The organism is Prevotella sp. Sow4_E9_plate (genome assembly GCF_052116205.1).
GTDB lineage: Bacteria > Bacteroidota > Bacteroidia > Bacteroidales > Bacteroidaceae > Prevotella.
The window spans coordinates 1-26,815 of record NZ_JBQKLN010000018.1; the positions used below are offsets into that span (position 1 = coordinate 1).

A 26,815-nucleotide genomic window follows, 5' to 3' on the forward strand; every position below is an offset into this window, starting at 1 on the left:
TTAATTGATGGTGTAAAGATACGAAAAATATTCCAGATAACAGCATAAAGCAGAGATTATTTTCGTGAAATATAAACATTTTAAACAGGCCTTACTTTTTAAAGTGGGCTCAGTAATAAAGCTCAGCAAGTTGCTGGTTTACATATAGTCCACGGCTGCGAGGGTAAGCCACGGTTATAGACCGTTCCAGGTTGATGATGGCGTGTCTTGCCATGGTTTCCTTTTCCACGACGTTCTTAGTCTGTTCGGAAATCTTCTTGCAAGTCATGCCCAAGTAGAAGAGACAGTTCATATTTGGGTTGTCTTTCTTCATCTCTGCCGCCTTGTTCAGATAGGTATAGGCTTCTCGGTACTTTTCCAAGTTATAATAGCACAATCCTATGACGAGGTTAGACTCAAAATTGTCGAATCCATCGGCTATAAGCTTCTTGTATCTAGGGATGGCTTGCTCGTATCTAAGCTGTAAATAGAGAGAATAGGCAAGCTCCTTGTTGATGAGAATATTCGTGGAGTCACGTTTTTCTACATACGACAAGGCGAAAGCTGAAACGCTTTCAGGCTCCCCATGGTTGTTCCATTGCTGAAGTAGGGTGGCAAATACCTCCCCGTCGTATGGGTATTTGCCATAGATAGTCATGCCATATGATTCTACCTTTTTTTTATCGCCAAGATTAAGATAGGAATAGAACATCATGCGCAAGTCTTCATGGTTGAGACTGTCGTTAGGAATGCTATCCATGCAGGCGATGCACTTTTTGTTGTCGCCACGAAGACGATAGCAAGAAGCGAGCTTTCTGAGAACATTCAAATCGTGTGGATGCTCATTGATATATTGCTGGTAATAGGTGATGGCATGGAACGAGTCATGCTCGTTCATGCAACTGTCGCCCTGCAGTATCAAGCGATGGATGGGAGTTTGTTCTTTCTTGGCAGATATTCCGATGATTCCAATGAATACCAAACAAGTGATGAATATAAATCTTTTCATTCTTATGTTGTCCGTTTGTTGTTATGATGTAGATACGATCAGTTAATCGAGCTGGAGTTACTCCAGCTCGATAGGGTTGCCCTTGTTGCTTCGGTTTAGAGCCTTGATGGCACCTTCGGGTAATTTCTTAAACGTAACTCCAGTTTTTCTCGCTGTTGCTTTGAGAGCTTCTGCGCCATCAAATTTATGCTTAGCCTCTCTTAACTCTTTCTGTGTTACTTTCTCTCTTGCCTTTTCCGTGAAAGTTATGCTTTCGGTCCCATTCAATGTGCTCATACCGATAGCATTGAATATGTATTGTTTGTTCTGGTCGTAAGCAAGTAGAACAAGACCAGGCAGTCCGGAAATTTTCCAAGGTCCTTCGCTTATAGGTATGTCTTCTGAGTACCAGGCATACCAGGTCCTGCCTTTGAAGAGTGCTTTTGCCAGCAGGCATTTATAGCCGATGATGGTAGTTGCGCTATCTGGGATAAGCTGCCAGTTTGGTACCTCGATTTTTTCTGTACATTGGTAATAGTTACCAAGGACTTTGTCCAGTAAAGTTGTTTGCCCCTTTGATGGATAGTTCTTGTAGAATTCCCAACGGATTCTGCCACCGCTAGGTATTTTACTCATGTCATGTTGCCCCGTCTTAGCTTGTTCATCCATGATAGAATCGGATATTTGCTTGGTTCTATCATAGAAATGAGTTGTCTTGCTACCGATGTCCAGTCGCATTTCGCTCTCCCAATAGTTGTAGGGAACTGTTGTGGTATCTGGTACCATTTTCCCATTGTAGGTGATGCGATAGTTTACCTTGTCAATATTGACCACTTTCTCATTTTTGTTGCCTTTCTGAGCATTCAAGCTGCATACTGTGAGTATGGCTGCTAATAATAATGTTATTCTTCTCATAGTCGTTTGATGTTTAGAATTTCGGATGCAAAGGTAACACAAATGATAGAGATAGCCAAATCGGAATTACATGCCAGTGAGTACAGATGTATTGATAGCGAGCGAGTTACGATTAGCAAAAACTTAAAATACAAGCATTTTTGTAATGCTTCGATAAGTTAATGGAGTATAGCGAAAAACTTATGGGAGTGCTTATCTGATGATGTCGTCGAATGACTCAGCTCCAGTGTCACTCTTGATTCTCGACTTTCTTACCCTGATATTCGAGAGAGAGTATTGCAGGATTTGCATCACTTCCTCATCGCTCTTGCCGATATGGTAGAGGATGCAGAAGAGGCTTTGTGATGGATTCAAGTCGTAGTTCTCCAATCGTTTGTTATACGTCTCGTCTATCACCTTGAAGCTGGCGAGAAGTTGTCGGATGCCTTGCTTACCTATCTGGCTGATGTTTTGATTTTGTATCGTCATCGAATAATACACCAAGCCTTGGCTGATGTCTGTGAGCTCGGTAATTTGAGCCTTGTATTCCTCGATGTCCTTGTCACGGCGTTTCAGTTTGCGAAGCTGGGTGGTTATTTCGTGGTTTAATCGTTCGCATTGCTCCGATAACGAAGAGTTCTCCACATCTTTTAACTGGTGCAGTGACTCATGCAAGTTTTTAATAGTTTGGTGAGCCTTTCGGATTCTGGAAATAGAGAGGTAAGTCATCGTCAGGAGAATGATGAGCACGATGATGATTCCTACAAATATATAGGTCTTAACCTTTTCATAGCGATAACGGGTGTTACCACCCTCGTACATCAGTTTTACTTGCTTTTCCTTTCCTGAGTTTTCGTATTTGACAAGCAAAGGAGCTTCTTGTCGTAGTTCGTGGGCAACACGCTTTGCCATGAGCGTATCTCCTTTTTGTAGGGAGAGAAAATATAAGGGGAGATAATACTTATATCCTAAAGCAAAGGAATAGGATCCCCATGGCTGTATGTATTCTTGATTTATGCTATAGTTTTCTTTGATATGCTGCATGGCGAAGGCATGGGTTTCCTTGCTGTTTCTTGTGAGCAAGCGATAGAAATCGATGTTGTTGTCATATTTTACCCCGTGATTGTCTTGCGCTTTCTTTGCATAGCTTATCAAGATGGAATCAGGCACATCACCCCTGTCCATCAAGGCTTGGAAGTAATGATAGTACATGGGTCCCAAGGTACTGTCCTTGTTCTCTTTTATTTGATTGGCAACTTCGAAAGCTTGGTTGGCAAGTTCCTGATCTTGGTTGTTGATGCCACGATAGAGTAGTGCCCAGGCACGGTAGCGGATATTGTTGGTTTGGCGAGCCTCGTCTTCTAACTCTACGGTGTAAATGTTTTGGTGGGTAATGCGACACAATATGTCGTACATATCCAGCTTCTCCTTTTCTCTCATGTTGCTATCGTAGGCGATGGCCTGTGAGAACCATTTGATGGCTTTTGTGGTATCTCGATAGTTGTTGAGTGTCGAGGCTCCCTTATAATATAAGGAACGTGCAAGAAGGGGCTCATCCTTTTCGTTCACGAAGATGTTGATGGCATCGTCTATGTCGTTTTCTTTATAGATGTAACCCTTGAGTTGATATTCTATCTTGGCTGTTAAGAGCTTATAGTAGCCTTTGTTGTCGTTGCTGTCAGCACGAGAGAGGAATACCTTGGCTTGTGCAGGGTATTCGTCGGCAAGGTCGTCTATCTCAGGGAAGGATAGGCGATATCCTGAGTCCATGCAACTGGCGAGTATGGCTAGCTGCATGATAGTGAACAGAAATATGATGATTTTCTTGCTTGTATAAATCATATTGTTATCGTCAAATTATCAACTTTACATTTGTTGTTTCAGAAATCTTTTTGCAAAAGTACAATAAATTGTCGATAAGAACAAGAAAATAAGCTTTCTATTTCAGATTTTTGTAGAAACTCGCAAAAATCTGAAATGGAAAGCCTTTGAGATGTCCCTATCGCTCGATTGGATTGAAGACACGTTTCCTTGCTTTTGGTTTGATAGGTTTTCCATTCTCATCTGTCCACTTTTCATATCTTAGCATCTCGCTTCCATCGTCTCTCAGCTTGATTTTGGTGAGGTCAGACTGGGAAACTTTCTCTGCCTCTTCGGGCTTGGCGTATTTGAGAGTCTCCTTGCCTTTCAGGTCTTCCAGTCCGATGGCGTTGAGATAGAATTGTTGCTGTGCATCGTAGGCACGGAGTATGAGACCAGGCAGACCGCAGAGCTTCCAAGGACCTTCTGGCACAGGGATATCCTCAGCATACCAAGCTAACCAAGTTCTTCCCTTGAAGTTGGTCTTGGCGAGTTGGCAATGATAGCCGATGATGGTTGTAGTGCTGTCTGGGATGAGTTGCCAATCAGGAGTCTCGGTCTTTTCGATGCAGTGATAGGTTCTCAAAGCCCACGATTCCTGAAATAGGGTCTGACCGTTCTTTGGGTAGTTCTTGAGGAATTCAAAGTCCATGCATTTTACCGGTTCGGCTTTTCTTAGGTCAATGACACCGCCTGAAAACATCATTTGTAAGACTTGCTTTTTCCATTGCTCCTTGGACTGGTTATAGAAGTGAGTGATGTTGCTACCGATGTCGAGTCGCATCTGTGCCTTGCGATAGATATACGGTATTTCTGTGGTGTCGTTTACCTGTTTTGTATCGTAGGTGATGCGATACTTCACTTGGTCGAGGGTGAGTGTGTCCACGCCCGATCCCATCTGTGCTTTTGCGGTCAGGCTGCCTAAGGCGAGGATGGCTGCGAAAATCAATGTAAGTTTCTTCATGTTCTCTATTTATTTTTTGATGCTTATTTACGAGTAAGACGCAGAGATAGGGAAAAGGTAAACAGAATAATGACGGTCAGTTGGATTATCTGAAGCAGAAGTAGTCTATGTGAATAATACTCTAGAACGAGGCAATCTAGAAGAAACACCCGTAAAATGGGGAAAGAAGAGATTGAAAATCTTCCCTTAAAAGATATTCTCACCAGACTTAACCTGTAAAGATATCTCTTCGTAGATTTCGCGGCATCTCTTTTCCTTCATTTTATTCTTTACGCCAACGGCAATCATATCCTCTACGGTCGGATGCCCAGTCCCATTTACAGATGTTGCGTGTTCTCCATTATATCCCTCGGTGCAATGGGTGAGGTCGTAGGCAGGAGCTAAATGCCAGTGCCATTTGCCATCGCTCTCTTTCTGAACCAAGAAAGAGAAGTTCTTGCAGTGGTCGTCCTTGTTGTCCATTATGTAATTAAAAACCATGCGGCGGAACATCTCTTCCACATCCTCTTGGCTTTGGGTAAGATAACCTGTAAGCGCCAAAAGGTTGAGATAATCTAGAATAGGGTTGGAAAGGGAAACGTTGAGCAAGGCTCCAGCTGTGGCTACGTGAATACGTTCGCCTGTTGGAGAAATGTCGAAGCGACGGCAGGCAAAATACTTGTTGTTTACCAGTTTGAACTCGGGTACTTGGATGCCACATTGCTTGGCTATCTCATTATAATGATACTCTTGCTTTCCCATATCTTGTGGGTCATAGGTATGGCGAAACTTGACCAACCAATGACCATCCTCATTTGTGAAAATGGCTTTCGGGCGACAACCGCCACTATTACCACTATTATATAATAGCAATCCTGCGTCATTATCCTGTTGCTCCTTCAATACTTCCAAGGCTTTGGCTTGTAAAAGGTCAAAGTCCTCAATCTCGTGTCCAGTCTGGATAGAAGTTATAGGTTCGTAGGTCAATGCGCCCATACCTCCATTGCCCACGATGCTCAGTCGGTCGAGAGCAGATAGCTCAAAGTCGTTGATACCCTCTTTTAGCAAGGCTTTATGCAATAGGTATCTACCATATCCATCGGGAAGGCTGTCTTCGAAGATGCCAAAGTTCCCGTTGAAAGGGGTGGCTTTGGCAATGAAAAGACCAGGCTTCAGTGGCAATTCCAACGGAGATATACTAAAGCCTGATGCCAACCACTGATTGTCATATTCGAAGGTGCATACCTTTCCATCGGCACTCAATGACAGTGTGCCGACTTTCTCCTGGTGATATTTCACGGCTAAAGATTCTATACGTTTCATTGTCTGTAAGCCTTTTTCTTATTAGCGTTTCTTTTTATCTGTTGCAACTCCTCCATGGTGGAGTACTTGGGTTGCGAGAAGACGTTCTTGATTTCTGATGTGTATTCCAAAGCTATGGCGATACCTATCAGATTTTTGAGGGAGATGAGGCCCTTTTGTTCGAATCTGGTGATGTTGCTGACGGCAACGCCTGACTTGTCTGCCACTTGCTCACGTGTCAGATTCTTCTCTATTCTTCGTTTTCTGAAGTCGTTTGCCATCTCCTTTGCAATCTCATCAGGATTGTCGTGGAGGTAGTTATCTAATATTGCTAATATATTGTTCGTTTCTTGCATAATCATTGGGATAATAATAAGATATTATCAGTTGCAAAGATACAAAAAATAATGTTATGTTCCAAATAAAAATCAATTAAAAAGTCAAAATCCCTTATAACCTTGTCTCCATATATTTTTTTGTTGAAAGAAGGAAGTTTTTTTATCTTAATTTATTTTGTCCTTCACCTATTTTGTTGTAACTTTGCAGTCGAAATTCGAATTTAAATTATTTTATGTAATTATGGCAAAAAAAGCTCTTTTAATGATTCTCGACGGATGGGGAATCGGTAAGCATGATAAGGGTGATGTTATCTTCAAGACTCCAACTCCTTATCTCGATTATTTGACAGCAGTTTCTGCACATTCTACTCTCCAGACTTGTGGCGAGGACGTAGGTCTTCCTAACGGTCAGATGGGTAACTCTGAGGTAGGTCACCTCAACATCGGTGCTGGTCGTGTGGTATATCAGGACCTCGTTAAGATCAACAAGGCTTGCGAGAGCGGTGACATCTTGAAGAATCAGGAGATCATCAACGCTTACAGCTATGCTCAGAAGACTGGTAAGAAACTCCACTTGATGGGCTTGACTTCTACCGGTGGTGTTCACTCTTCTTTGGATCACCTTTTCAAGTTGATTGAGATTGGTAAGGAATATGGTTTGAAGGAGACATACGTTCACTGCTTCATGGATGGCCGTGATACAGACCCTAAGAGCGGTAAGGGCTTCATCGAGGAGGTGCAGGCTTGCTGCGACAAGAACGGTGCACACATCGCAAGCATCGTAGGTCGTTTCTATGCTATGGACCGTGACAAGCGCTGGAACCGTGTGAAGGAAGCATACGACTTGCTCGTTGAGGGTAAGGGTAAGCAGGCTGACGATATGGTGAAGGCAATGCAGGAGAGCTATGATGAGGACGTAACTGACGAGTTCATCAAGCCAATCAATAACTCTAAGGTTGACGGTACTATCCAGGAGGGTGATGTTGTTATCTTCATCAACTACCGTAACGACCGTGCCAAGGAGTTGACACAGGTATTGACTCAGCAGGATATGCCAGAGGAAGGCATGCACACCATCAAGGACTTGCAGTACTACTGCATGACTCCATACGATGCAAGCTTCCAGGGTGTTCACATCCTCTTCCCTAAGGAGAACGTAATGAATACTCTCGGCGAGTACTTGAGTGCACAGGGCAAGAAGCAGCTCCACACTGCAGAGACAGAGAAGTATGCTCACGTAACATTCTTCTTCAATGGTGGTCGTGAGACTCCATACGAGGGCGAGGACCGTATCCTGGTTCCTTCTCCAAAGGTAGCTACATACGACCTGAAGCCAGAGATGAGCGCTTACGAGGTAAAGGATAAGTTGGTTGGTGCTATCAACACTCAGGAGTACGACTTCATCGTTGTAAACTTCGCTAATGGTGATATGGTAGGTCACACAGGTATCTACAACGCTATCGCTAAGGCTGTTCACGCTGTTGACAACTGTGTAAAGGACGTTATCGAGGCTGCCAAGGCTAACGATTATGAGGCTATCATCATCGCTGACCACGGTAATGCAGACCACGCTATCAACGAGGACGGTACACCAAACACTGCTCACTCTTTGAACCCAGTTCCATTCATCTACGTAACTGACAACAACTCAGCTACCGTTAAGGATGGCCGTTTGGCAGACGTTGCTCCTTCTATCCTCCACATCATGGGTTTGGAGCAGCCAGCTGATATGACTGGTGAGAACTTGATTTCTGACAACAAGTAAAAACGATTTTATATACCTCAAAAAAGTATCCTAAGATACTTGGCCAAGTATCTTAGGATACTTGCGTAAGTATCTTAAGATACTTTTGAATTTATATTAAGCATGAACGTAAAGATAGAAGAAAGTTGGAAACAGCATATAGGAGAAGAGTTCGACAAGCAGTATTTTGTTGACCTCACCAACTTCGTGAAAGAGGAATACCTGCGTACGCCCTGTTATCCTCCTGGCCGCTTGATTTTCAATGCCTTCAATCTCTGTCCTTTTGATGATGTGAAGGTAGTAATTATCGGACAGGATCCATACCATGAGCCGGGTCAGGCGATGGGACTGAGTTTCTCTGTGCCGGACGGAATCACTTTTCCACCATCATTGATTAATATATTCAAGGAGATTCAGATGGATCTCGGTACTCCGATGCCAGCCACGGGCGATTTAACCCGCTGGGCAAAGCAGGGAGTCCTGTTGCTCAACGCCACGTTGACCGTTCGTGCCCATCAGGCTGCGAGTCATCAGCGCAAAGGCTGGGAGGAGTTTACCGATGCTGCCATCACGGCGCTCAGCAAGGATAAGGAGCACCTGGTGTTTATCCTTTGGGGCGGTTATGCCCGGAGCAAGGCGAAGCTCATCGATACAAGCAAGCATCTGATATTGGAAAGCGTTCATCCTTCGCCATTATCAGCCAACAGAGGCGGATGGTTTGGCAATCATCATTTCTCCCGCTGCAATGCGTATCTGCTGCAGAACGGAATTGCGCCTATCCAATGGTAGGTACACTTATTAATATATAGCTATCCACTCATGGGTAGCTATCAGTATTTTTATTATACACTCAAAGAAATTTATTCATCTCAAAAAACATTATGAAGAAAGACGAACTGCGTATTCTGCAGGTGGGCAACGTGTTGGTTTCACCTGATATTATCACCGAAAAATTCTGTTGCGACCTTGATGCCTGCAAGGGCGAATGCTGCATTGAAGGCGATGCGGGAGCTCCTGTTACCCTGGAGGAGATTATGGAGATTGAGGATGCGCTGGATGTGGTTTGGGATGATCTCTCGGCTTCTGCTCAGGCTATCATAGATAAGCAGGGCGTGGCTTATACCGATATTGAAGGCGATTTGGTGACGAGCATCGTGAATGGTAAGGATTGTGTGTTTACCTGCTATCAGGATTTGAAAGACCTGGGCGATGGACATACGATTCCTAACTGTTGTCTCTGTGCCTTGGAGCGTGCTTATCGCGAAGGAAAGTCGAAGTTCAAGAAGCCTATCTCCTGTGCTTTGTATCCAATCCGTGCCAAGGATTTCGGCAACGAGGTGTATGGCATCAACTATAACAAGTGGCGCATCTGCAAGGATGCCATCAAGAAGGGAGAGGAGTTGAATCTTCCGGTTTATAAGTTCCTGGAAGGTCCGCTGATTGAGAAGTTCGGTAAGGAATGGTATGGTGAGCTTTGCGAAGTGGCAGAGCAGTTGCTTGCCGATTTGGAAGATTAAATTCAGTTTAGTTTGAGACTTTGGAAGATATGATTTCCAAAGTCTTTTTTATTTGGTGCAACAAAGTTTTTTTAGCATAATAAAAAAGAGATTTCGAAAAGCTTGCTAGCTTATTCCGAAATCTCTAATCCTTCAATATTTACGATATTGCTTTTTTTGAATCTGCCATTCCATGTGAGGGTATAGATTCTTTGATTTTGAAATCTGAAGCGGAAGAAAGCCTGTTCATCCAATTCTCCGTTGCAAACGTATTGAAACCCATTGATGTTCAGTTTTTCTCCTCTGTGGGCCTCTCTGATGGTAATACGGATGGTGCCATAGAAGGGACGACCAAAGTCAATATTGTAGCCTAAAGAGTCGTTATAGGTACGAATGGGTTTGAGGACTTTTCCTAATTTATTCTCAGATTGACACACCTTGAATTCTTCTGTAGGAAGATTTCTGTCAATGTCCATGCTTCCTGTAGGACGATGCCAACCATACGGTTGATACTCTTCAGTTTTCCAATCAATGATGTTGGTACGGGCATCAAAACGCTCACTTTCTCCAGAATAGCAATCCTTGGGTTGTCGACAGAGCCAGGAGCCATCAGTTTGGTGGTGGAAAGGAACGCTGTCCTGATCCCAACCGTATATCTCCAGTGAAAGCTGTTTGCCATGGCTAGGCTTGCCCTGAGGTGCATACCATACAGCAATGACGTTGTCACCGGCTTTCAGATATCGGGTGATATCAAAAGTGCGTGATTGGAGTACATCATTCTTGATGCCTTCGAATTTTAAGCTTCCCGTTACGTTTCTTTCATTTATATATATCTTGTAGTCGCCTGTACTGGCAACATTTGCGAATGCCTGTAGTGGGCGATGTGGCATGACATAGTTTTTTCTAAACCATACTTCTGCTGATTCATCGGGGAGTGGATATGAAATCCAATGGGTACCGAACTCTTGTGCATTGGAGCTCAGTACCCATAGTAATGAAAATATGAGAGAAGTTATATATCTCATTTATTTGATCAATTTTGTTTCTCCAGCCTTGAAGTTGAGGACTTTCTGCTTTCCGTTGTAATTGACGGTCAGGCTTCCTTCGTTCTTGCTGGTAATAATAGCTTTCTTAACTTGTCCTTTATTCCATGATAGTGCAACCTCGTAATTGCCGCGAGCCTTGATACCCTTTATCTCTCCTGCAGACCATTCTTTAGGAAGAGCAGGGAGTAAATCCATCGTCTCGCCATCACATTGCATCAGCATCTCGCATACACCTGCTGTGCCACCGAAGTTGCCATCAATCTGGAATGGTGGATGGGCATCAAAGAGGTTAGGGTAGGTGCCACCGCTATGGTGCTTGCTATCCTTGTAAACTTCAGGGCTTACGTAGGTGAGCAGCTTGCGGTATATCTGGTAGGCCTTGTCGGCACGATGCAGGCGCGCCCAGAGGTTGATTCTCCAGCCAGTACTCCAGCCGGTGGAATTATCGCCCTTGATTTCAAGAGTCTTGGTTGCGGCAGCAGCAAGCTCCGGAGTCTTATCTACCGAAATCTGATGGAACGGATAGAGTCCCAGCAGGTGTGACTGGTGGCGATGATGCCAATCCTGGTCTTCCCAATCGTGATACCACTCCATCAGATTGCCTCGCTTCCCGATGTGGTAAGGGCGCAGGCGATTGAGGGCCGATTGCAACTGCTGCTGGTAATCGTTGTCGATACCCAGGGTTTTTGCTCCCTTGATGGTGTTCTTAAAGAGCTCGCGGATGATGGCGAGATCGGCGGTTCCGCCATAGAAACTGCTGCCGCGGTAGCCCTTATCGGTGATGTAATCTGCCTCTGGCGATGTGCAAGGGGCTGTAATCAGTTCGTTTGGATTGTGTGGATTCGGGATAAGCCACTCCAGCAGGAAGTCGGCAGCGCCCTTCATCAAAGGGTAGGCTGTATTGCGAAGATATTCGGTATCTCGCGTATAGTCGTAGTGATCCCAAAGGGTTTCTACGAGCCAGGCTCCACCCATCGCCCAGTTGCTCCACTGTGGACTCTCGTTTCCGGTTCCCACAGGATTGCTCATCGCCCAGGCATCTGTATTGTGTCCGGCGCACCATCCCTTATCGATGCCGTAGAAATACTGGGCATTGTGTCGGCCTGTCACCGACATGCCTTCAACCAATCCGTTTACCGGGGCAACCAGTTCTGGTAGGTTAGTAACTTCTGCCGGCCAGTAATTTTCTTCCAGGTTGATGTTGATGGTATAGTTGCCGCGCCATGGCGAACGGAGGGCTGGTGCCCAGAGTCCCTGCAGGTTGGCTGGCACGCCCTTGGTTCTACTGCTGCTGATGAGTAGGTATCTGCCATATTGGAAGTAGAGCTGTTCCAGATAAGGATTGTTCTCGTGGTTGTCGCTGTAGGCGAGCAATTGCCTGTCGGTAGGGCGGGTGGCATCATATTTGGCTCCTTTCAGATTCAGGCTTACTCTGTCAAAGAGCTTCTTGTAGTCGGCGATGTGGCGCTGCTTGAATTCATCGTATGTAAAGTTGGCAAGATGCCAGGCATCATCGGCTACGTTCTCTATGTATGGAGCACCTTCCTTCACGGGATGCTTGTCGAAGCCATTGTAACTCGTTTCGTTGATGAGATAGATGATAGCCTCGCTCACATCCTTCAGATGGAGAACTGAATCGCTTGCCCACACTTTTCCGTCGGTGTTCTTCACCTGAAGCATGGCACAGTAATGCGTGCTGTTGGCTTCGTCACCGAGCACATGTCCCGTCATGGTGAGTTGTCCTCTAGATGCTTTCACCTGATGGGGAATGAGGGAGGTGAGGGAGATGTCGCTGTTGATGGCTCTCTTTTGGGAGGCACTCAGCTTGATGGCAATCATCTTGTCGGGATGAGAAGCAAAATACTCTTTGGTATATTGAATGCCGTTGCGCCTGTAAAGAACAGTAGCCAGGGAGTTGTCGAGGCTCAGTTCGCGGTAATAATCCGTAAACTCGCCCTGGTTGCAGTCTTTGATGTTGATCATGCCCAGCGGCTGATAGAACTCCGAGTTGTGACCTTGTACATAGTGCTGCAGGGAATCGGCAGTCTTGTAATCCTCTTTAAACAACGCCTCTCTGATTTTTGGAATCCACTTGAAGGCATCGCCACCTTCGTTGGGATTTACAGGAACACCCGTCCAAAGGGTGAGGTCATTGAGCTGGATAGAGTCATTATTGGCTCCACCATAAATTAGCGCACCCAGTTTGCCATTGCCTATCGGCAGTGACTCTTCGAAGGCGTATGCAGGTTTGTTGTACCACAACTTGTTGGGTTGCGGTATTTTGCTAACAGTTGCCGCCTGGCAGTTCAAAAGACCTGAGGCTGTTAGTGCAAGCGTAAAAAGCAGATGCTTCATAAATTCTGTTTTGTTAGTTGTTAAAATATGATGCTTGGAAGTGATGCCCATAGGACGAGCTTATCTAAAAAAGGGGGTAGACTCTTGCCTAGTCTGCCCCCAATATGTTCGTGTTAACTTTAAGCGTCGATATTGGCATAAGTAGCGTTCTGCTCAATGAACTCGCGGCGTGGCTCCACATCATCGCCCATCAGCATAGAGAAAATCTCGTCAGCCTGAGCTGCATTATCGATGGTTACCTGCTTGAGCAAGCGGGTAGATGGGTCCATAGTGGTTTCCCAAAGCTGCTCTGGGTTCATCTCACCCAAACCTTTGTATCGCTGAGTGTGAATATTCTTGTCTTCCAACCCCTCGCCATACTTGTCGATGAATGCCTGGCGCTGCTGCTCTGTATAGCAATACTCGCTCACCTTGTTACGGTAAGTACACTTGTAGAGAGGTGGAGTAGCGATGTATAAGTGACCTTCCTCGATAACCTTTGGCATGAAGCGATAGAACAAAGTCATAATCAATGTGTCGATGTGTGAACCATCGACGTCGGCATCGGTCATGATAATAATCTTGTCGTAACGCAGCTTGTCTGTGTTTGCCTCCTTGCTGTCTTCACCGTCTACACCGAAGCGAACTCCGATACTCTGGATAATGTTCATGACAGACTCAGCTTCGAATACTTTATGCCACTGAACCTTTTCTACGTTCAGAATCTTACCACGCAATGGGAGAATAGCCTGGCGGAAACGGTCGCGACCCTGCTTGGCTGAACCACCAGCGGAATCACCCTCGACAAGGAAAATCTCGCATTCCTTAGGATCCTTCATGGAACAGTCTGCAAGCTTACCAGGCAGACCACCACCTGTCATGAAGTTCTTGCGCTGTACGCTTTCACGTGCCTTGCGGGCTGCAATACGTGCAGTAGCAGCCAATACCACCTTCTCGCAGATGCGCTTAGCTTCGTCTGGATGCTCCTCCAGGTAATCAGCCAAAGCTTCATTTACTGCCTGTTGGACGGCTCCCTGAACCTCGCTGTTACCGAGCTTGGTCTTGGTCTGTCCCTCAAACTGAGGTTCTGCCACCTTGATAGAGATGACGGCTGTAAGACCCTCGCGGAAGTCCTCTGGTGCAATCTCTACCTTTGCCTTCTCTATTTGCTTAGAGATGGTCGGGTCGGCTTCTGCGTAAGCCTTCAGAGTACGAGTCAACGCCATGCGGAAACCAGTCAGATGGGTACCACCCTCAATGGTGTTGATGTTATTGACGTATGAGTGGATATTCTCTGAATAGTCTGTGTTGTACATCACAGCAATCTCGATAGGAATACCCTGCTTCTCGGTCTTCAGATAGATAACATCATCGAAGAGGTGAGTGCGGTGACGGTCTACGTAACGGACGAATTCCTTCAAACCATCCTTGGCATGGAATACCTCCTCCTTGGTCTTGCCTTCTTCGTCAGGGCGCAAATCTTTCAAGGTTATCTTGATGCCTGCGTTGAGGAATGCCAACTCGCGCATACGGTTAGCAATGATGTCCCATCTATAGACTGTGTGGGTAAAGATGGTTGGATCCGGCCAGAATTGCTGGCGTGTACCGCGCTTATCGGTTTCACCTACTACCTTGACGGGATAAAGAGGTTTACCCTTTTCGTATTCCTGCTGGTAGATTTTGCCGCCACGGAAGACCTGTGACAGCATGTGGGAAGAGAGTGCGTTTACACAACTTACACCCACACCATGCAAACCACCGGAAACTTTGTATGAACCCTTGTCGAACTTACCACCGGCATGGAGCACGGTCATTACGACTTCAAGGGCTGATTTATGTAGCTTCGCGTGCATATCCACAGGGATACCACGTCCATTATCTTCTACAGTGATAGAGTTGTCTTCGTTGATGGTAACTTCAATGTCTGTACAGTAGCCAGCCATTGCTTCATCAATAGAGTTGTCAACAGTTTCGTTGACCAAGTGGTGAAGACCTTTTTCAGAGATGTCACCAATGTACATCGCTGGGCGCTTGCGAACAGCTTCCAAGCCTTCAAGGACCTGAATGTTACTCGCTGAGTAATTATTTGCGTTGTTTTGATTATCTGCCATTTTAGTATTGTCTTATTTCTGTGCAAAGATACTAAAAAAAGCTGAGATACAGAAGGTTTTCTTTGTGAAAAATAGCGAAAAAAGAGATAAAAACAGAAGTTTTTTGAGAAGTGTAAGAAATAGCTGGAAAAAGTGCGAAAAACGTTGTGCTTACGATAGCAAAATGATAGGTAGATAGAGCGGTGAAATAGATGGGGAATCGTGAAAATGTTAAGGTGGTGATAAAAAGAATAAGGCTGCCACCCTTCTTGAAGGATTGCAGCCTTATTTATTTTTTGCTTCGACTTATAAGTTAGGCCAACTTAGCGATGTGCTGTGTAAGACCAGACTTCAAGTTTGCAGCCTTGTTCTCGTGGATAACGTTGATCTTAGCCAACTTGTCTAAAAGCTTCTGAACTGTAGGATAGAGCTTTACAGCCTCTTCCTTGTCAGACATGTTGCGCAACTTGCGGACAGCATTGCGCATAGTCTTTGCATAATACTTATTGTGCAAAGCCTTCTTCTTGTCCTGACGGATTCTCTTGATTGATGATTTATGATTTGCCATCTTCTTTTTTATGTTATTTTTTTATATTCTTGTTATTTGTAGTCCCTAGCAGAGTCGAACTGCTCTTTAGAGAATGAAAATCTCTCGTCCTAACCGATAGACGAAGGGACCATCGCTGTTTTGCGGGTGCAAAGTTACTACTTTTATTTGATTCCTGCAAATTTTTTACTGAAAATTTTCTCTAAATGCGTTTTTTTTTGTAATTTTGCCCTGTTTTTTAGTATATTTGACAAAATGGAAGTTAAAACCCGGGCAATCGTGTTGCAAACTATCAAGTATGGGGATGCTCAACTTATCGTGGATTTTTTCACAGAAAAGTTGGGTAGACTGTCTTTTATGGTCCGTATACCCAAGTCTTCTAAGGGAAGGTTGAAGCGTCAGTTGTTTCAGCCCTTGATGTTATTGCAATTGGAATTTGATTATCGTCCCAAGTCTAATCTTCAACGTATCCGGGAGGCTTCCATCGGTTATGCTTTTATTGATATTCCTTTCTCTCCTTACAAATTGGCTATTTCCATGTTCTTGGCTGAGTTGTTGTCTTATACCACGAAAAATGAGCAAGCCAATGCCTCGCTATATCTCTTTATGCAGGATAGTATTGAATGGCTGGATAGAGTGGAGGGGAGTTTTTCCAACTTTCATATTGTCTTTATGATTCGCCTGACTTTCTTTTTAGGTTTTTCGCCTAATATTGAAAGTGGAATGAGCGGTGATTATTTTGATTTGGTTGATGGATGTTTTGTACCCTATGTTCCTACGCACGTACATTATTTAAATAGGGAGGATTCTTTGCGGTTGGTTGCCCTGCTTCGTTTGGAGTATAAAACAATGCACCTCTACACAATGTCTCGTATGGAAAGAAACAGATGTGTAGAGGTGATTCTGGAATATTTTAAACTTCATGTTCCTGGTTTCCCGGAAATGAGGAGTTTTTCTGTTCTCAAAGAGCTGTTCGCTTAGTTGTCAACGGTTATTGCTTAAGCAAAACTGATGACTCCCTGTACAGCTGCTGCATCTCCGTTGTTATCGTCTTTAGGTTCTGCATTGCCTGAAGCGATGTTTCGGATTTCTTCGAGGGTCTGGCGTGTACGCTTATAGGTAGGTGTATTTTCTACCTGCAGGATAACGTCTTCGTTGTCAAGATCCTCCTGGCGGAACAGGAAGATGTGAGGATGGCGTTTGTACTGTGTTGTATTACCGTCAGTACCGTAATAGCGCTTACGTCTGTCTTCTCTTTCAGCTCTCTTTTCTTCTTCCTCAGCAAGTCGACGTGATTCTTCTTCTGTATGTTTCTTGAGATGGCGGTTCATGCCTTCTACATCCTCGAGACCGAATCCTGTTGCCAAAACGGTAACCTTAACCCTGCTACCCAATTCTGGGTCGATGGCCAATCCCCATTTCAATTCGAAGTCGTCTCCAAACTTCTCCATGAAATCGTTGACGTCGTTCATCTCGTCCATTGTCAAGCCAGGATTGTCCTTCTTTTCGCTTGCAAAAGCTATGCTCAAAAGGATTTTCTTAGAGTTGAATACATCATTATCATTGAGCAATGGTGAATTCAATGCATCTTCGATGGCCTTCTTGACACGACCTTCTCCCTCACCATAACCTGTACTCATAATAGCAACGCCACCATCTTTCAATACAGTCTTCACATCGTTGAAGTCAAGGTTGATAAGTCCGTGAACGGTAATGATTTCAGCGATACTCTTGGCAGCAACGCTCAATGTATCATCGGCTTTACCGAATGCATCGAGTACAGCGAGGTCTGGATAAATCTGGCGGAGACGCTCGTTGTTGATAACCAGCAATGCATCTACATGTTTAGACATTTCCTCAACGCCATCGAGAGCCTGGTCGATTTTCTTAGGACCCTCAAAGCGGAAAGGAATGGTAACGATACCTACAGTAAGAATGCCCAGTTCCTTACTTACTCTAGCGATGACTGGAGCAGCACCGGTACCGGTACCACCACCCATTCCGGCAGTGATAAATGCCATTTTAGTACCATCGTTGAGCATATTCTTGATGTCTTCCAATGTCTCTTCTGCTGCTTGGCGGGCTTTTGCAGGCTTGTTGCCGGCTCCAAGTCCTTCTTTTCCTAACTGCAGGTGTACAGGTACAGGGGAATCGTTGAGTGCTTGATTGTCTGTATTACAGAGCACAAAACTAACATCGTGAATGCCTTCTCGATACATATGGTTTACAGCGTTACCGCCGCCACCACCAACACCAATCACCTTGATGATGCTGTTTTCTTTCTCTGGCTCACCAAAGTCGAGAATATGTGGTGAATTGTTATTATCTAGCATAGTTGTATAATCTTAATATTTATTGTAATAGTCACTTTTTTTATTCTTCCTCAGAGATGGTGTCCTTAACGAAGCTCTTGATGCCTCTCATCATCTTGTGGAGGAGGCTGTTTTCTTTTCTTTCTTTTGCCTGTTTAGCAGCTTCTTCTTCTGCAGCCTTTCTTGCTTCTTCCTCTTCCAACTCTTTCTTGCGCTTGGCTTCTTCCTCTGCCTTCTGTTTTTCTGCAGCGGTTAGAACAACGCCCGTACCTACAGTTTCGTTTGGATTTCTTGGTGTCTTATGCAAGTCATTGACAGGTGTCGTCTCTGCAAAGGTGAAGAGATCTGTACCAATTTCGTTGCCTGCACAATTCATGTTACCCTTAGCCAACAATCCCAATACAGTATTCATCATACCGTTGTGATTGGTAATCTTTGGGTCTTTTGAATTCACGGTCTGGCTGACAAATTTAGCAATGCGAATCTTTTCGATATGGGTATGTGTCTTGAATACCTTATCGATTTCAGGCATGTTGCTGCCGCCGCCAGTCAGAATAATACCGCCCATCAGCTTGTCAGAGTACTCTACAGGAACCTGGAACCAGGCGTTCTCTACAATTTCCTCAACACGAGCCTCTACGATTTCGATAAACTTCTTGCTTTCTACGTATCGGTCTCGATCTATCTGATAGTTGAGGGTTGGGTCAATATTACTGATGTCTGTATATGCTTTGGCGTATTTCAATTTCATGTTTTCAGCATCAGTCTCTTCTACCTGCAGGCATGTAAGGTCCTTTGTAATGTTGCTGCTACCCAATGGGATGACAGACAAGTGACGGAGGATACCTTTATAATATACAGAGACCGTTGTTGTGTCAGCACCTAAATCTACCAACATACATCCAGCGCGTTTTTCCGAGTCGTTGAGAACGCTGTCAGCCATAGCCAAAGGTGCGAGATACATCTCAGCGATAGGGATGTTGGCATTTTCGAAGCATGTATTGATGTTATTGTAGAAATTCTTGCGCCAAAGAATGTTCAGGAAGATACCTTCCAGATGGTTGCACTGTATGCCGACTGGGTCAGTCTGGAATTGGTTATCTATTTTATATTCTTGTGTTGCTGCATCTAAAATCTCCTGATCAGGGTATGTCATGTTGCGGTTTACGTCCATGATTTCGTTGATCATTTCCTGAGATATGATGGAGTTGCCTGGCAAGTCTTTTACGATCACATTCTTGATGCTTCGTATTGATCGTCCTCCTACGCCCACATAAACTTGAGCAATATCTTGCTTCAAGATATTCTTCAATTTCTTGATGATGCTTGTTAGGCACTGGCAGGTCTTGTCGATGTTGTAGATGACTCCCTTTCTGATGCAAGAAGATGAGTTCTCCTCGACGATAGCAAGTACGGTGATGCTACCATCTAAATTCTTCTGACCTGCTATACCTGTCATCTTGGATGAACCAAGTTCGATAGCTACAATAAATTCCTTTGGCATAGTTCTTATATTATCTTTTCTGTTTCAATTTTAAATTAGCTATTGTGATGCTTTGTGCAAATAATCTGGTTGTCGAACTCGATGTTTATATATGAGTACTTGTTCCAACCTGCTTGTGAGAGGCCATACTTGTAGAATTTCTCCAACCTATCCATCTTTTTCTTGACGAATTCATTGATGTTTTTTTCTCTCTTGTCAATGTGATTGGTCTCCGGCAAGCAGCCTAGATATACAATGTGGTTGCCCACTCGTGGCACTAGCTCAATGCCTCTGTCGGGCAGCACATTTATCTGTTCTATCTGGTTTCTCCACAATTCACTAGTCATCAGAGCCTTGCTTAGTAATGAGATGTATTTCTTGGCAAACCACTTGTTGATATACCCGGTAGCGATGATGATATCGCTGGTATAGTTGGTGTTGGGCATAATCTGATAGTGATCATCTATGTAATAATCTTCATTGTTGATGCTCTTGATTCTTACGATTGGCATGCGTTGGGTGAGGTAGATATCTACCAGACCTTCTTGGGTCTTATAGCATTCTGCCGTCTTTACGAAAGGACTGGTCTTCAACGATTCTTCTATCTTTCTGGCATTCACGTCGTTCAGTGGTTTTGCCAGCGGATAGAGCTTGTTTATCTCCAGTCGTTTCTTGATTTCCTTCGCATTCAGAAAACCATTGGTCATCTCGTCTTGTATGTTGATGTTCACCTTAGTGCATACCAGGTTTGCTTCATCAGGTTTGTTAAACTTGGTGAAGGCAAACACTAGATATGTACCTATGATAAGGTCTAGTGTGATGATTGTGATTTTCTTCCAATTGATATGCATTTATTTTCTTATGTTATGGATATGCATTTATTTCTTTTCAAGAATCTCTGTAATTTGTGGTACGTAGTTGTCTAAGTCGCCAGCTCCTAATACAACAAGTACATCGAAATCCCTGTTCTTTACCAAGTCAAGTACATCTTCCTTGTGAATCATGCTCTTTTCAACACCAGGCTTCAAATTGTCGTAAATCAACTTGGAAGTTACTCCTGGAATTGGCTGTTCGCGAGCAGGATAGATATCGCAGAGTATCACTTCGTCAAGAAGACTCAAACTATTGGCAAAGTCCTTGTAGAAGTCACGGGTGCGGGTATAGAGGTGTGGCTGGAAGATAGCCGTAATCTTGCGATCTTTGTAAAGCTCACGAATACTCTTGGCGCTCTGGTAAATCTCCTTTGGGTGATGAGCGTAGTCAGAGAGGAATACAAGCTTGTCGTTCTTGATCTTGAAGTCGAAGCGGCGATCCACTCCACCGTAGGTCTTCATGCCGTAACGAAGCTCATCAGCCGTGCAGCCGTTCAACTGCGCCATAGCCATGGCAGCCACACCGTTTGTGATGTTGATTGGCACAGGCTGACCAAGTTCTACGCCTGTTACGTTCTCGATAGGAGAGATGAAATCGAATGTGATTCCGCCATTCTCTATCTTGATGTTTTCTGCGTGGAAGTCGCCTTCGTCCTGACTGTATTCATATATCTTGACGCCGTTCTGTACGTGCTGCTTCATTTCTAGATTCTTGTGGATGATAAGCGCACCGCCAGGCTGAATCAATTCTGTATAGTGGCGGAAACTTTCAAGATAAGCCTCCTTGGTGCCATAAATATCCAGGTGGTCAGGGTCTGTAGATGTGATGACGCTCATCCATGGACGTAACCAATGGAAGCTGCGGTCGAATTCATCTGCCTCGATTACTACGTAGTCGCTCTTGTCGGAGAGGATGTAGTTGGTGCCGTAGTTCTTTGAGATACCTCCCAGAAAGGCATTGCAGTCAACGTGACTCTGGTGCATGATATGGGCACACATGGTAGAAGTTGATGTCTTGCCGTGAGTACCTGCTACGCACAATCCTTTGTGAGTACGTGTCAATGTTCCTAAAACCTGTGCACGCTTCTCGATGGTGAAGTTGTTCTCATGGAAGAAAACCAGTTCCTTGTGTTCTGCTGGAATAGCTGGTGTATAGACGACCAATGTAGTCTTGGCATCCTTGCAAGCTTCAGGAATCAGGTCTACGTTTTCCTCATAGTGGATGAGCATTCCCTCTTTCTCCAACTCATGAGTCAGATTGGATGGAGTCTTGTCATATCCTGCTACTACCAACTTCTTGTTGAGGAAGTATCTTGCAATGGCACTCATACCTATGCCACCTGCTCCTACAAAATAAACTGCTTTAATATCTTTGATTTCCATTACTTTGTTGCTAATTTGATGACTTCGTCGGCGATGACGTCGGCTGAGTTCTTTAATCCTAATTTCTTAATGTTCTCACAGAGTGAAGCGAGCTTGGCTTCGTCCTTCACTGTTTCAACGGCTTTCTTCAGCAATACCTCAGGTGCGTCTGCGTCCTTGACGTAGATGGCAGCATCCTTGTTGACCAATGCCATGGCATTCTTGGTCTGGTGATCTTCTGCCACGTTAGGGCTTGGAACCAGGATGACGGCTTTGCCGATGAGGCAGAACTCGCTGATGCTGCTGGCACCGGCACGGCTGATAACCAGGTCGGCTGCCTTGTAAGCTGCGCCCATGTCGCTGATGAAGTCTGTTACCTTGAGCATAGGCAAATCCTTACCTTTAAGTTGCTCCATGATAGCAGCATTGTAGTACTTACCTGTCTGCCAGATGAACTGTACACCGCTTTCCTTCACCAGGTCGAGGTGCTGAAGTATGCTCTCGTTAATGGTTCTGGCTCCGAGGCTACCACCTACGAGCAGGATGGTCTTCTTTTCCGGATCGAGTCCGAATTGCTTTCTAGCCTCTTCCTTGCTGATAGTAGAATCAAGTACATTCTGTCGGACTGGGTTACCCGTCATGATAATCTTGTCGGCAGGGAAGAAACGCTCCATTCCTTCGTAAGCCACGCATATCTTTTCAGCCTTCTTAGCCAAGAGCTTATTGGTGACACCTGCGTATGAGTTCTGTTCCTGAATGAGACAAGGAATACCTTTGCTGGCGCAAACATTGAGAGTTGGTCCACTGGCGTAGCCGCCCACTCCTACAGCCGCCATTGGCTTGAAGTTCTTGATGATGTTCTTAGCCATGTGCTGACTTTTCCATATCTTGAAGAGTACAGCGACATTTTTGAGCAGATGTTTTCTGTCGAAGCCGCAGATTGGCAATCCTTTGATTTCATAACCTGCAGCAGGAACACGCTGCATTTCCATTCTGCCGAGTGCTCCTACGAACAAAATTTTAGCATCAGGGCGTTTCGCCTTGATGGCATTTGCGATGGATACAGCAGGGAATATATGACCACCTGTACCGCCTCCGCTTATGATAATTCTTAGTTCATTATTCATATCCATTCTAGTTTGCTGACCCGAAGGTCATAAATCCAACGCAAAGGTAAGCAAAAAAATCCATTTAATGGCATTTTTTGCTTAATTAATTATACTTTTTTTTATGCAACAGCTATTTTGTCAGAATTTGGCATGTTTTGAGCCCCTTCTTTCTTTTTAGCAGTACGGCTGATGCTCAGAATGATGCCAAGATATAGACAGTTGATAACGGTGGATGTTCCACCTCGGCTGATAAGTGGCAGAGGCTGTCCGGTTACCGGTGCAAGCCCCACTGCTACAAGCATGTTGAACAAAGCCTGTATTACCAGCAATATCGCCAGTCCCATGCATAGGAATGCCGGGAAATTATTCTCGCATCTGTTTGCAATTCTTCCTGCTCTGAACAGTAGGAAGATATAGAGCAGAGCCACGAAGATGGCTCCTTCTATACCCATTTCTTCGATGATGATGGCATAGATGAAGTCAGAGTAGGCTTGCGATAGAAAATCTCGTTCTACAGAGTTGCCCGGTCCGTTTCCTGCGATGTTGGAAGAGGCGATGGCGATGTTGGCATGTGCCACCTGAGCATCCTTGTCCAGGTCTACATCCTCCGGTGCAATCGCTTTGGAACTTGTCCATTTATCGATGCGCGCCTTCCAGGTGTCGGCTCTATGGAACAGCTTGTCTACTACGCCCGTTTCTTCCTTTTCGTCTTGCGCAACCTTCTCTGTCAGAGAGTTTTCCGGCTTAGCCGTATCGCCCTTGTCTTTACCTACTATCATGATGCTGGCAAAGATAATACAGATGGCTATAAGTGCAGTTCCCACCAGCTTGCCTATCTGCCGCATTGGTACTCTGCCTATGATCATCATACATAAGATGGTGAAACATAGCAGCATGGCGGTAGAAAGGTTTTCCAATCCGATGAGAGCGACGAAAATACTGGAGACAATCAGAATGTATTTGAACGCTCTTTTTTCGGCTCCATGTTCTGTCTGCATTGCACTCAGAATCTGTGCTACGGCTAGGACGACGGCTCCTTTGGCTATCTCTGATGGCTGGAAATTGATACCTGCCAGGCTTATCCATCTGGAAGCACCGTTGGTAGACTGACCTGCCACGAGCACCCAGAGGAGTAAGATGAAGGATAGGCCTAGCATGAACGGCGTCACAATCTTGAAGAACTTACACTTCACCTTGAGCATACATATCATGGTAAGCAAGCCGAGTCCCAGCAGACCTATATGTCTGATGACAGGTGCCATATAGTTGCCGGTCTTATATGTCAAAGAGCTGGAGGCAGAATATACCTCTATGATACTTATCATGCAAAGGAAGAAGAATATCATCCAGATAACTTTGTCTCCCTTGAATATGTTGCCTATGGTTTTATTGTTCATTTCCTAATTGTCCTATCTCTAAATTCCTGCAAAATAAAAAGTTATTCTCCGATGGCTCTTGCCAATGCCTTGAACTGCTCGCCACGGTCTTCCATGTTCTTGAACAGGTCGAAGCTGGCGCAGCATGGGCTGAGCAATACGGTATCGCCTGGCTTTGCCAGTTCCTGGCAGGCTGCCACGCAGTCTTTCATGCTGTGGGTGTCGCGGACTGGGATGCCGAGTGCGTCGAAGTTGTCGTGCAACTTCTGGTTGTCAGCTCCCAGGTATACGATACCTGTGCATTTCTCCTTCACCAGGTCCTTGATCTGGTTGTAATCATTTCCCTTGTCCTTACCACCGATGATGAGGATGGTAGGGGTGGTCATGCTCTCCAGCGCATACCAGCAGGCATCCACGTTGGTTGCCTTTGAGTCGTTCACATAGTAGACGCCCTGGAACTTGCCCACCTTCTCCAGACGATGCTCTACGCCAGGGAAGTCACTGAGCCCCTTGTGCAGGGTTTCATGGTCGATGCCTACGATGTTGCAAGCCAGACCAGCAGCCAGACTGTTGTAGATGTTGTGCTTGCCGCGGAGGCTCATGTCAGCCTGTGGCATTTCGAAGGTTGATGGGAAGTTGAGCTTGTACTTGCCGTCTTCGATGTAGCCCACGCAACCCTCCTCCTTGAACTCTGAGAATGGGCAGAGGTGTGACTTGAGGTTGTACTTAGCCAACTCCTTAGTAACGATAGGGTCGTCGTTCCAGAAGATGAAGCTGTCTTCCTCTGTCTGGTTCTGTGTGATGCGCATCTTGGCATCGGTATAGTTCTGCATCTTGAACTCATAGCGGTCCAGATGGTCTGGAGTGATGTTGAGCAGGATAGCCACGTTGGCACGGAACTCATACATGTTGTCGAGCTGGAAACTGCTCAGCTCGATGACATAATACTTGTGAGGAGTCTCTGCCACCTGAAGTGCCAGACTCTTTCCGATGTTGCCAGCCAAGCCTACATCATAGCCAGCCGACTTGATGATGTGATATATCAGAGAAGTCGTGGTAGTCTTACCGTTGCTGCCAGTGATGCAAATCATCTTGGCATCGGTATAACGACCGGCAAACTCTATTTCGCTGATGATAGGAGTGCCCTTTGCCATCAGTTTCTGAATCATAGGTGCTTCCTTAGGAATACCCGGACTCTTGATGACCTCATCGGCATCTAAGATTTTCTCTTCAGTGTGATGACCCTCTTCCCACTCGATATTGTGGTCGTCCATCAACTTCTTGTAGTTGTCCTTGATCTTCGACATATCAGATACAAAGACTTCAAATCCCTCTTTCTTGGCCAGCACGGCAGCACCTGCTCCGCTCTCGCCAGCTCCTAAAATTACAATTTTACTCATTGTTTTTGTTTTTATCTGTTCAGGCTGATAAGAGCCCGTGTATTATCTAATCTTCAATGTGATGATGGTCAATGCCGCCAGGATGATGGTTACAATCCAGAAACGGATGGTAATTTTCGACTCGTGGTAGCAGTTGCGAGGCTTCTTCCACAGATACTTGCAGTCAGGATCCAGCTGATTGTCCTGTGTTCGGAAGTTGTCGTGGATAGGTGTGCGCTTGAAGATACGCTGCTTCACACCTCTCCGCTTTCCTATCTTGTAATAGTAAACCTGCATCATCACGCTGAGGCTTTCTACGAAGAAAATACCGCAGAGGATAGGCAGCATCAGCTCCTTGTGGATGATGATGGCACCTACTGCGATGATACCGCCGATGGTCAGCGAACCCGTATCGCCCATGAATACCTGGGCAGGGTAGGCGTTGTACCAGAGGAAACCGATGAGGGCTCCGATGAAGGCACAGAAGAATACTACCAGTTCCTCAGAACCAGGAATATACATGATATTGAGGTAGGCGGCAAACTCGATGTGCGAAGACACATACGCAAGTATGCCTAGTGCCACACCTATGATGGCGGAGTTTCCGGCACACATTCCGTCCATACCATCGTTGAGGTTGGCACCGTTTGAAACTGCGGTCACTACGAAGATGGTCATGATGACGAAGAGAATCCAGCCTGCTGCTACCTTGTACTTACCGCAGAAACTGGTGATGCTGGAATAGTCGAGGTTGTGTCCCTTGACGAATGGGATGGTGGTCTTCAGCGATTTTCTTGCTTCCGTACGATGCTTCACCACCGTCTCCTGTCCCTGTCGTTCGATGGCGAGGTTCTCGTTCATCTTTATATCAGGTGAAGACCAGATTACCAGTCCCACAATCAGGCCGATGCTAATCTGTCCTATAATCTTATATTTGCCCTTCAAGCCCTCCTTGTCGCGTTTGAAAATCTTGATGAAGTCGTCCATACCACCTAGGAAACCGAGCCATACGGTGGTGATAATCATCAGGATAAGATAGATGTTGCGTAATCTTCCGAGCAGCAATACCGGTACGAGAATGGCCAGGATGATGATGACACCACCCATGGAAGGTACGCCGATTTTCTTTACGCCGAACGGGTCGATGCTGGCGTCGCGTTGAGTCTCTGTGATTTGCTTGCTTTTGAGATACTTGATGAATTTCTCTCCGAACCAGGCAGAAATAACCAGTGACAATATCAGTGCGAGCAGGGCACGGAACGAGATGTAACCCCACATGTGAGAACCTGAGATGCCCCACTGTTCCAGAAATCTAAAAAGATAGTATAACATTGTTCTTTTCTTTTTTCTAATTGATGATG

22 protein-coding genes are annotated in these 26,815 nt (G+C 45.2%); 4 read left to right on the forward strand and 18 right to left on the reverse strand.

The window, feature by feature from the left end; genetic code table 11:
• Positions 1 to 109: 109 nt before the first annotated feature.
• From ACTQ53_RS08775 to ACTQ53_RS08800, 6 genes are all read right to left on the reverse strand, one after another.
• Positions 110 to 988 carry a tetratricopeptide repeat protein gene (locus tag ACTQ53_RS08775; RefSeq protein WP_441932752.1) on the reverse strand — a complete coding sequence of 293 codons (879 nt, stop codon included), beginning with the start codon at positions 986 to 988 and terminating at the stop codon, positions 110 to 112.
• A 57-nt stretch (positions 989 to 1,045) separates the two neighbouring features.
• Entirely contained in the window at positions 1,046 to 1,882 is an 837-nt protein-coding gene (locus tag ACTQ53_RS08780) for a GLPGLI family protein (protein ID WP_441932753.1), read from the reverse strand.
• A gap of 192 nt (positions 1,883 to 2,074) precedes the next feature.
• The gene (locus tag ACTQ53_RS08785) at positions 2,075 to 3,703 is read right to left on the reverse strand and encodes a hypothetical protein (RefSeq protein ID WP_441932754.1); all 1,629 of its coding nucleotides are present in this window, start codon (positions 3,701 to 3,703) and stop codon (positions 2,075 to 2,077) included.
• Between the two features lie 157 nt (positions 3,704 to 3,860).
• A complete protein-coding gene (locus tag ACTQ53_RS08790; RefSeq protein WP_441932755.1) occupies positions 3,861 to 4,685 on the reverse strand; it encodes a GLPGLI family protein in 825 nt (274 codons plus the stop codon).
• 186 nt (positions 4,686 to 4,871) lie between these two features.
• A complete protein-coding gene (locus ACTQ53_RS08795) occupies positions 4,872 to 5,987 on the reverse strand; it encodes a type II toxin-antitoxin system HipA family toxin (protein WP_298531176.1) in 1,116 nt (371 codons plus the stop codon).
• Positions 5,984 to 6,322, reverse strand: coding sequence for a helix-turn-helix domain-containing protein (locus ACTQ53_RS08800; protein ID WP_117587082.1), 339 nt, complete (start codon positions 6,320 to 6,322; stop codon positions 5,984 to 5,986). The genes ACTQ53_RS08795 and ACTQ53_RS08800 overlap by 4 nt, the downstream gene beginning before the upstream one ends.
• 223 nt (positions 6,323 to 6,545) lie before the next feature.
• Here ACTQ53_RS08800 and gpmI point away from each other — a divergent pair, with 223 nt between their 5' ends.
• The 3 genes from gpmI to ACTQ53_RS08815 all read left to right on the forward strand — a co-directional run bounded on the left by gpmI (position 6,546) and on the right by ACTQ53_RS08815 (position 9,565).
• Positions 6,546 to 8,069 carry a 2,3-bisphosphoglycerate-independent phosphoglycerate mutase gene (gene gpmI, locus ACTQ53_RS08805; protein WP_117587081.1) on the forward strand — a complete coding sequence of 508 codons (1,524 nt, stop codon included), beginning with the start codon at positions 6,546 to 6,548 and terminating at the stop codon, positions 8,067 to 8,069.
• Positions 8,070 to 8,171: 102 nt separating this feature from the next.
• A complete protein-coding gene (locus ACTQ53_RS08810; protein ID WP_441932756.1) occupies positions 8,172 to 8,837 on the forward strand; it encodes a uracil-DNA glycosylase in 666 nt (221 codons plus the stop codon).
• A 92-nt stretch (positions 8,838 to 8,929) separates the two neighbouring features.
• Entirely contained in the window at positions 8,930 to 9,565 is a 636-nt protein-coding gene (locus ACTQ53_RS08815) for a DUF3109 family protein (protein WP_294967391.1), read from the forward strand.
• Between the two features lie 110 nt (positions 9,566 to 9,675).
• Here the strand turns inward: ACTQ53_RS08815 and ACTQ53_RS08820 are convergent, their stop codons facing one another.
• The 4 genes from ACTQ53_RS08820 to rpsT all read right to left on the reverse strand — a co-directional run bounded on the left by ACTQ53_RS08820 (position 9,676) and on the right by rpsT (position 15,582).
• Entirely contained in the window at positions 9,676 to 10,569 is an 894-nt protein-coding gene (locus ACTQ53_RS08820; RefSeq protein ID WP_441932757.1) for an alpha-L-rhamnosidase N-terminal domain-containing protein, read from the reverse strand.
• On the reverse strand, positions 10,570 to 12,945 hold the full coding sequence (locus tag ACTQ53_RS08825; RefSeq protein WP_441932758.1) for a glycoside hydrolase family 95 protein: 2,376 nt from the start codon (positions 12,943 to 12,945) through the stop codon (positions 10,570 to 10,572). It lies immediately after the preceding gene.
• Between the two features lie 119 nt (positions 12,946 to 13,064).
• The gene (gene gyrB, locus ACTQ53_RS08830; protein WP_299400279.1) at positions 13,065 to 15,035 is read right to left on the reverse strand and encodes a DNA topoisomerase (ATP-hydrolyzing) subunit B; all 1,971 of its coding nucleotides are present in this window, start codon (positions 15,033 to 15,035) and stop codon (positions 13,065 to 13,067) included.
• 292 nt (positions 15,036 to 15,327) lie between these two features.
• The gene (gene rpsT, locus ACTQ53_RS08835; RefSeq protein ID WP_153124144.1) at positions 15,328 to 15,582 is read right to left on the reverse strand and encodes a 30S ribosomal protein S20; all 255 of its coding nucleotides are present in this window, start codon (positions 15,580 to 15,582) and stop codon (positions 15,328 to 15,330) included.
• Between the two features lie 234 nt (positions 15,583 to 15,816).
• Here rpsT and recO point away from each other — a divergent pair, with 234 nt between their 5' ends.
• The gene (gene recO, locus ACTQ53_RS08840; protein WP_217760583.1) at positions 15,817 to 16,542 is read left to right on the forward strand and encodes a DNA repair protein RecO; all 726 of its coding nucleotides are present in this window, start codon (positions 15,817 to 15,819) and stop codon (positions 16,540 to 16,542) included.
• Between the two features lie 17 nt (positions 16,543 to 16,559).
• Here the strand turns inward: recO and ftsZ are convergent, their stop codons facing one another.
• From ftsZ to mraY, 8 genes are all read right to left on the reverse strand, one after another.
• On the reverse strand, positions 16,560 to 17,894 hold the full coding sequence (gene ftsZ, locus ACTQ53_RS08845) for a cell division protein FtsZ (protein WP_294967400.1): 1,335 nt from the start codon (positions 17,892 to 17,894) through the stop codon (positions 16,560 to 16,562).
• 40 nt (positions 17,895 to 17,934) lie between these two features.
• Positions 17,935 to 19,377: a cell division protein FtsA gene (gene ftsA / locus ACTQ53_RS08850; protein ID WP_294967402.1), complete on the reverse strand. Its 1,443-nt coding sequence runs from the start codon at positions 19,375 to 19,377 to the stop codon at positions 17,935 to 17,937.
• A gap of 35 nt (positions 19,378 to 19,412) precedes the next feature.
• Positions 19,413 to 20,207: a cell division protein FtsQ gene (locus ACTQ53_RS08855; protein WP_294967404.1), complete on the reverse strand. Its 795-nt coding sequence runs from the start codon at positions 20,205 to 20,207 to the stop codon at positions 19,413 to 19,415.
• A gap of 27 nt (positions 20,208 to 20,234) precedes the next feature.
• Positions 20,235 to 21,611: a UDP-N-acetylmuramate--L-alanine ligase gene (murC, locus tag ACTQ53_RS08860; RefSeq protein WP_153124155.1), complete on the reverse strand. Its 1,377-nt coding sequence runs from the start codon at positions 21,609 to 21,611 to the stop codon at positions 20,235 to 20,237.
• Positions 21,611 to 22,717: an undecaprenyldiphospho-muramoylpentapeptide beta-N-acetylglucosaminyltransferase gene (murG, locus tag ACTQ53_RS08865; protein WP_441932759.1), complete on the reverse strand. Its 1,107-nt coding sequence runs from the start codon at positions 22,715 to 22,717 to the stop codon at positions 21,611 to 21,613. Before murG ends, murC begins: the two co-directional genes overlap by 1 nt.
• Before the next feature lie 101 nt (positions 22,718 to 22,818).
• Complete coding sequence (locus ACTQ53_RS08870) at positions 22,819 to 24,096, reverse strand: FtsW/RodA/SpoVE family cell cycle protein (protein ID WP_295346318.1); 1,278 nt, start codon at positions 24,094 to 24,096, stop codon at positions 22,819 to 22,821.
• A gap of 41 nt (positions 24,097 to 24,137) precedes the next feature.
• Positions 24,138 to 25,475, reverse strand: a complete 1,338-nt coding sequence (gene murD, locus ACTQ53_RS08875; RefSeq protein ID WP_153124160.1) for a UDP-N-acetylmuramoyl-L-alanine--D-glutamate ligase — start codon at positions 25,473 to 25,475, stop codon at positions 24,138 to 24,140.
• A gap of 42 nt (positions 25,476 to 25,517) precedes the next feature.
• Complete coding sequence (gene mraY, locus ACTQ53_RS08880) at positions 25,518 to 26,786, reverse strand: phospho-N-acetylmuramoyl-pentapeptide-transferase (RefSeq protein ID WP_294967410.1); 1,269 nt, start codon at positions 26,784 to 26,786, stop codon at positions 25,518 to 25,520.
• Positions 26,787 to 26,815 lie beyond the last annotated feature (29 nt).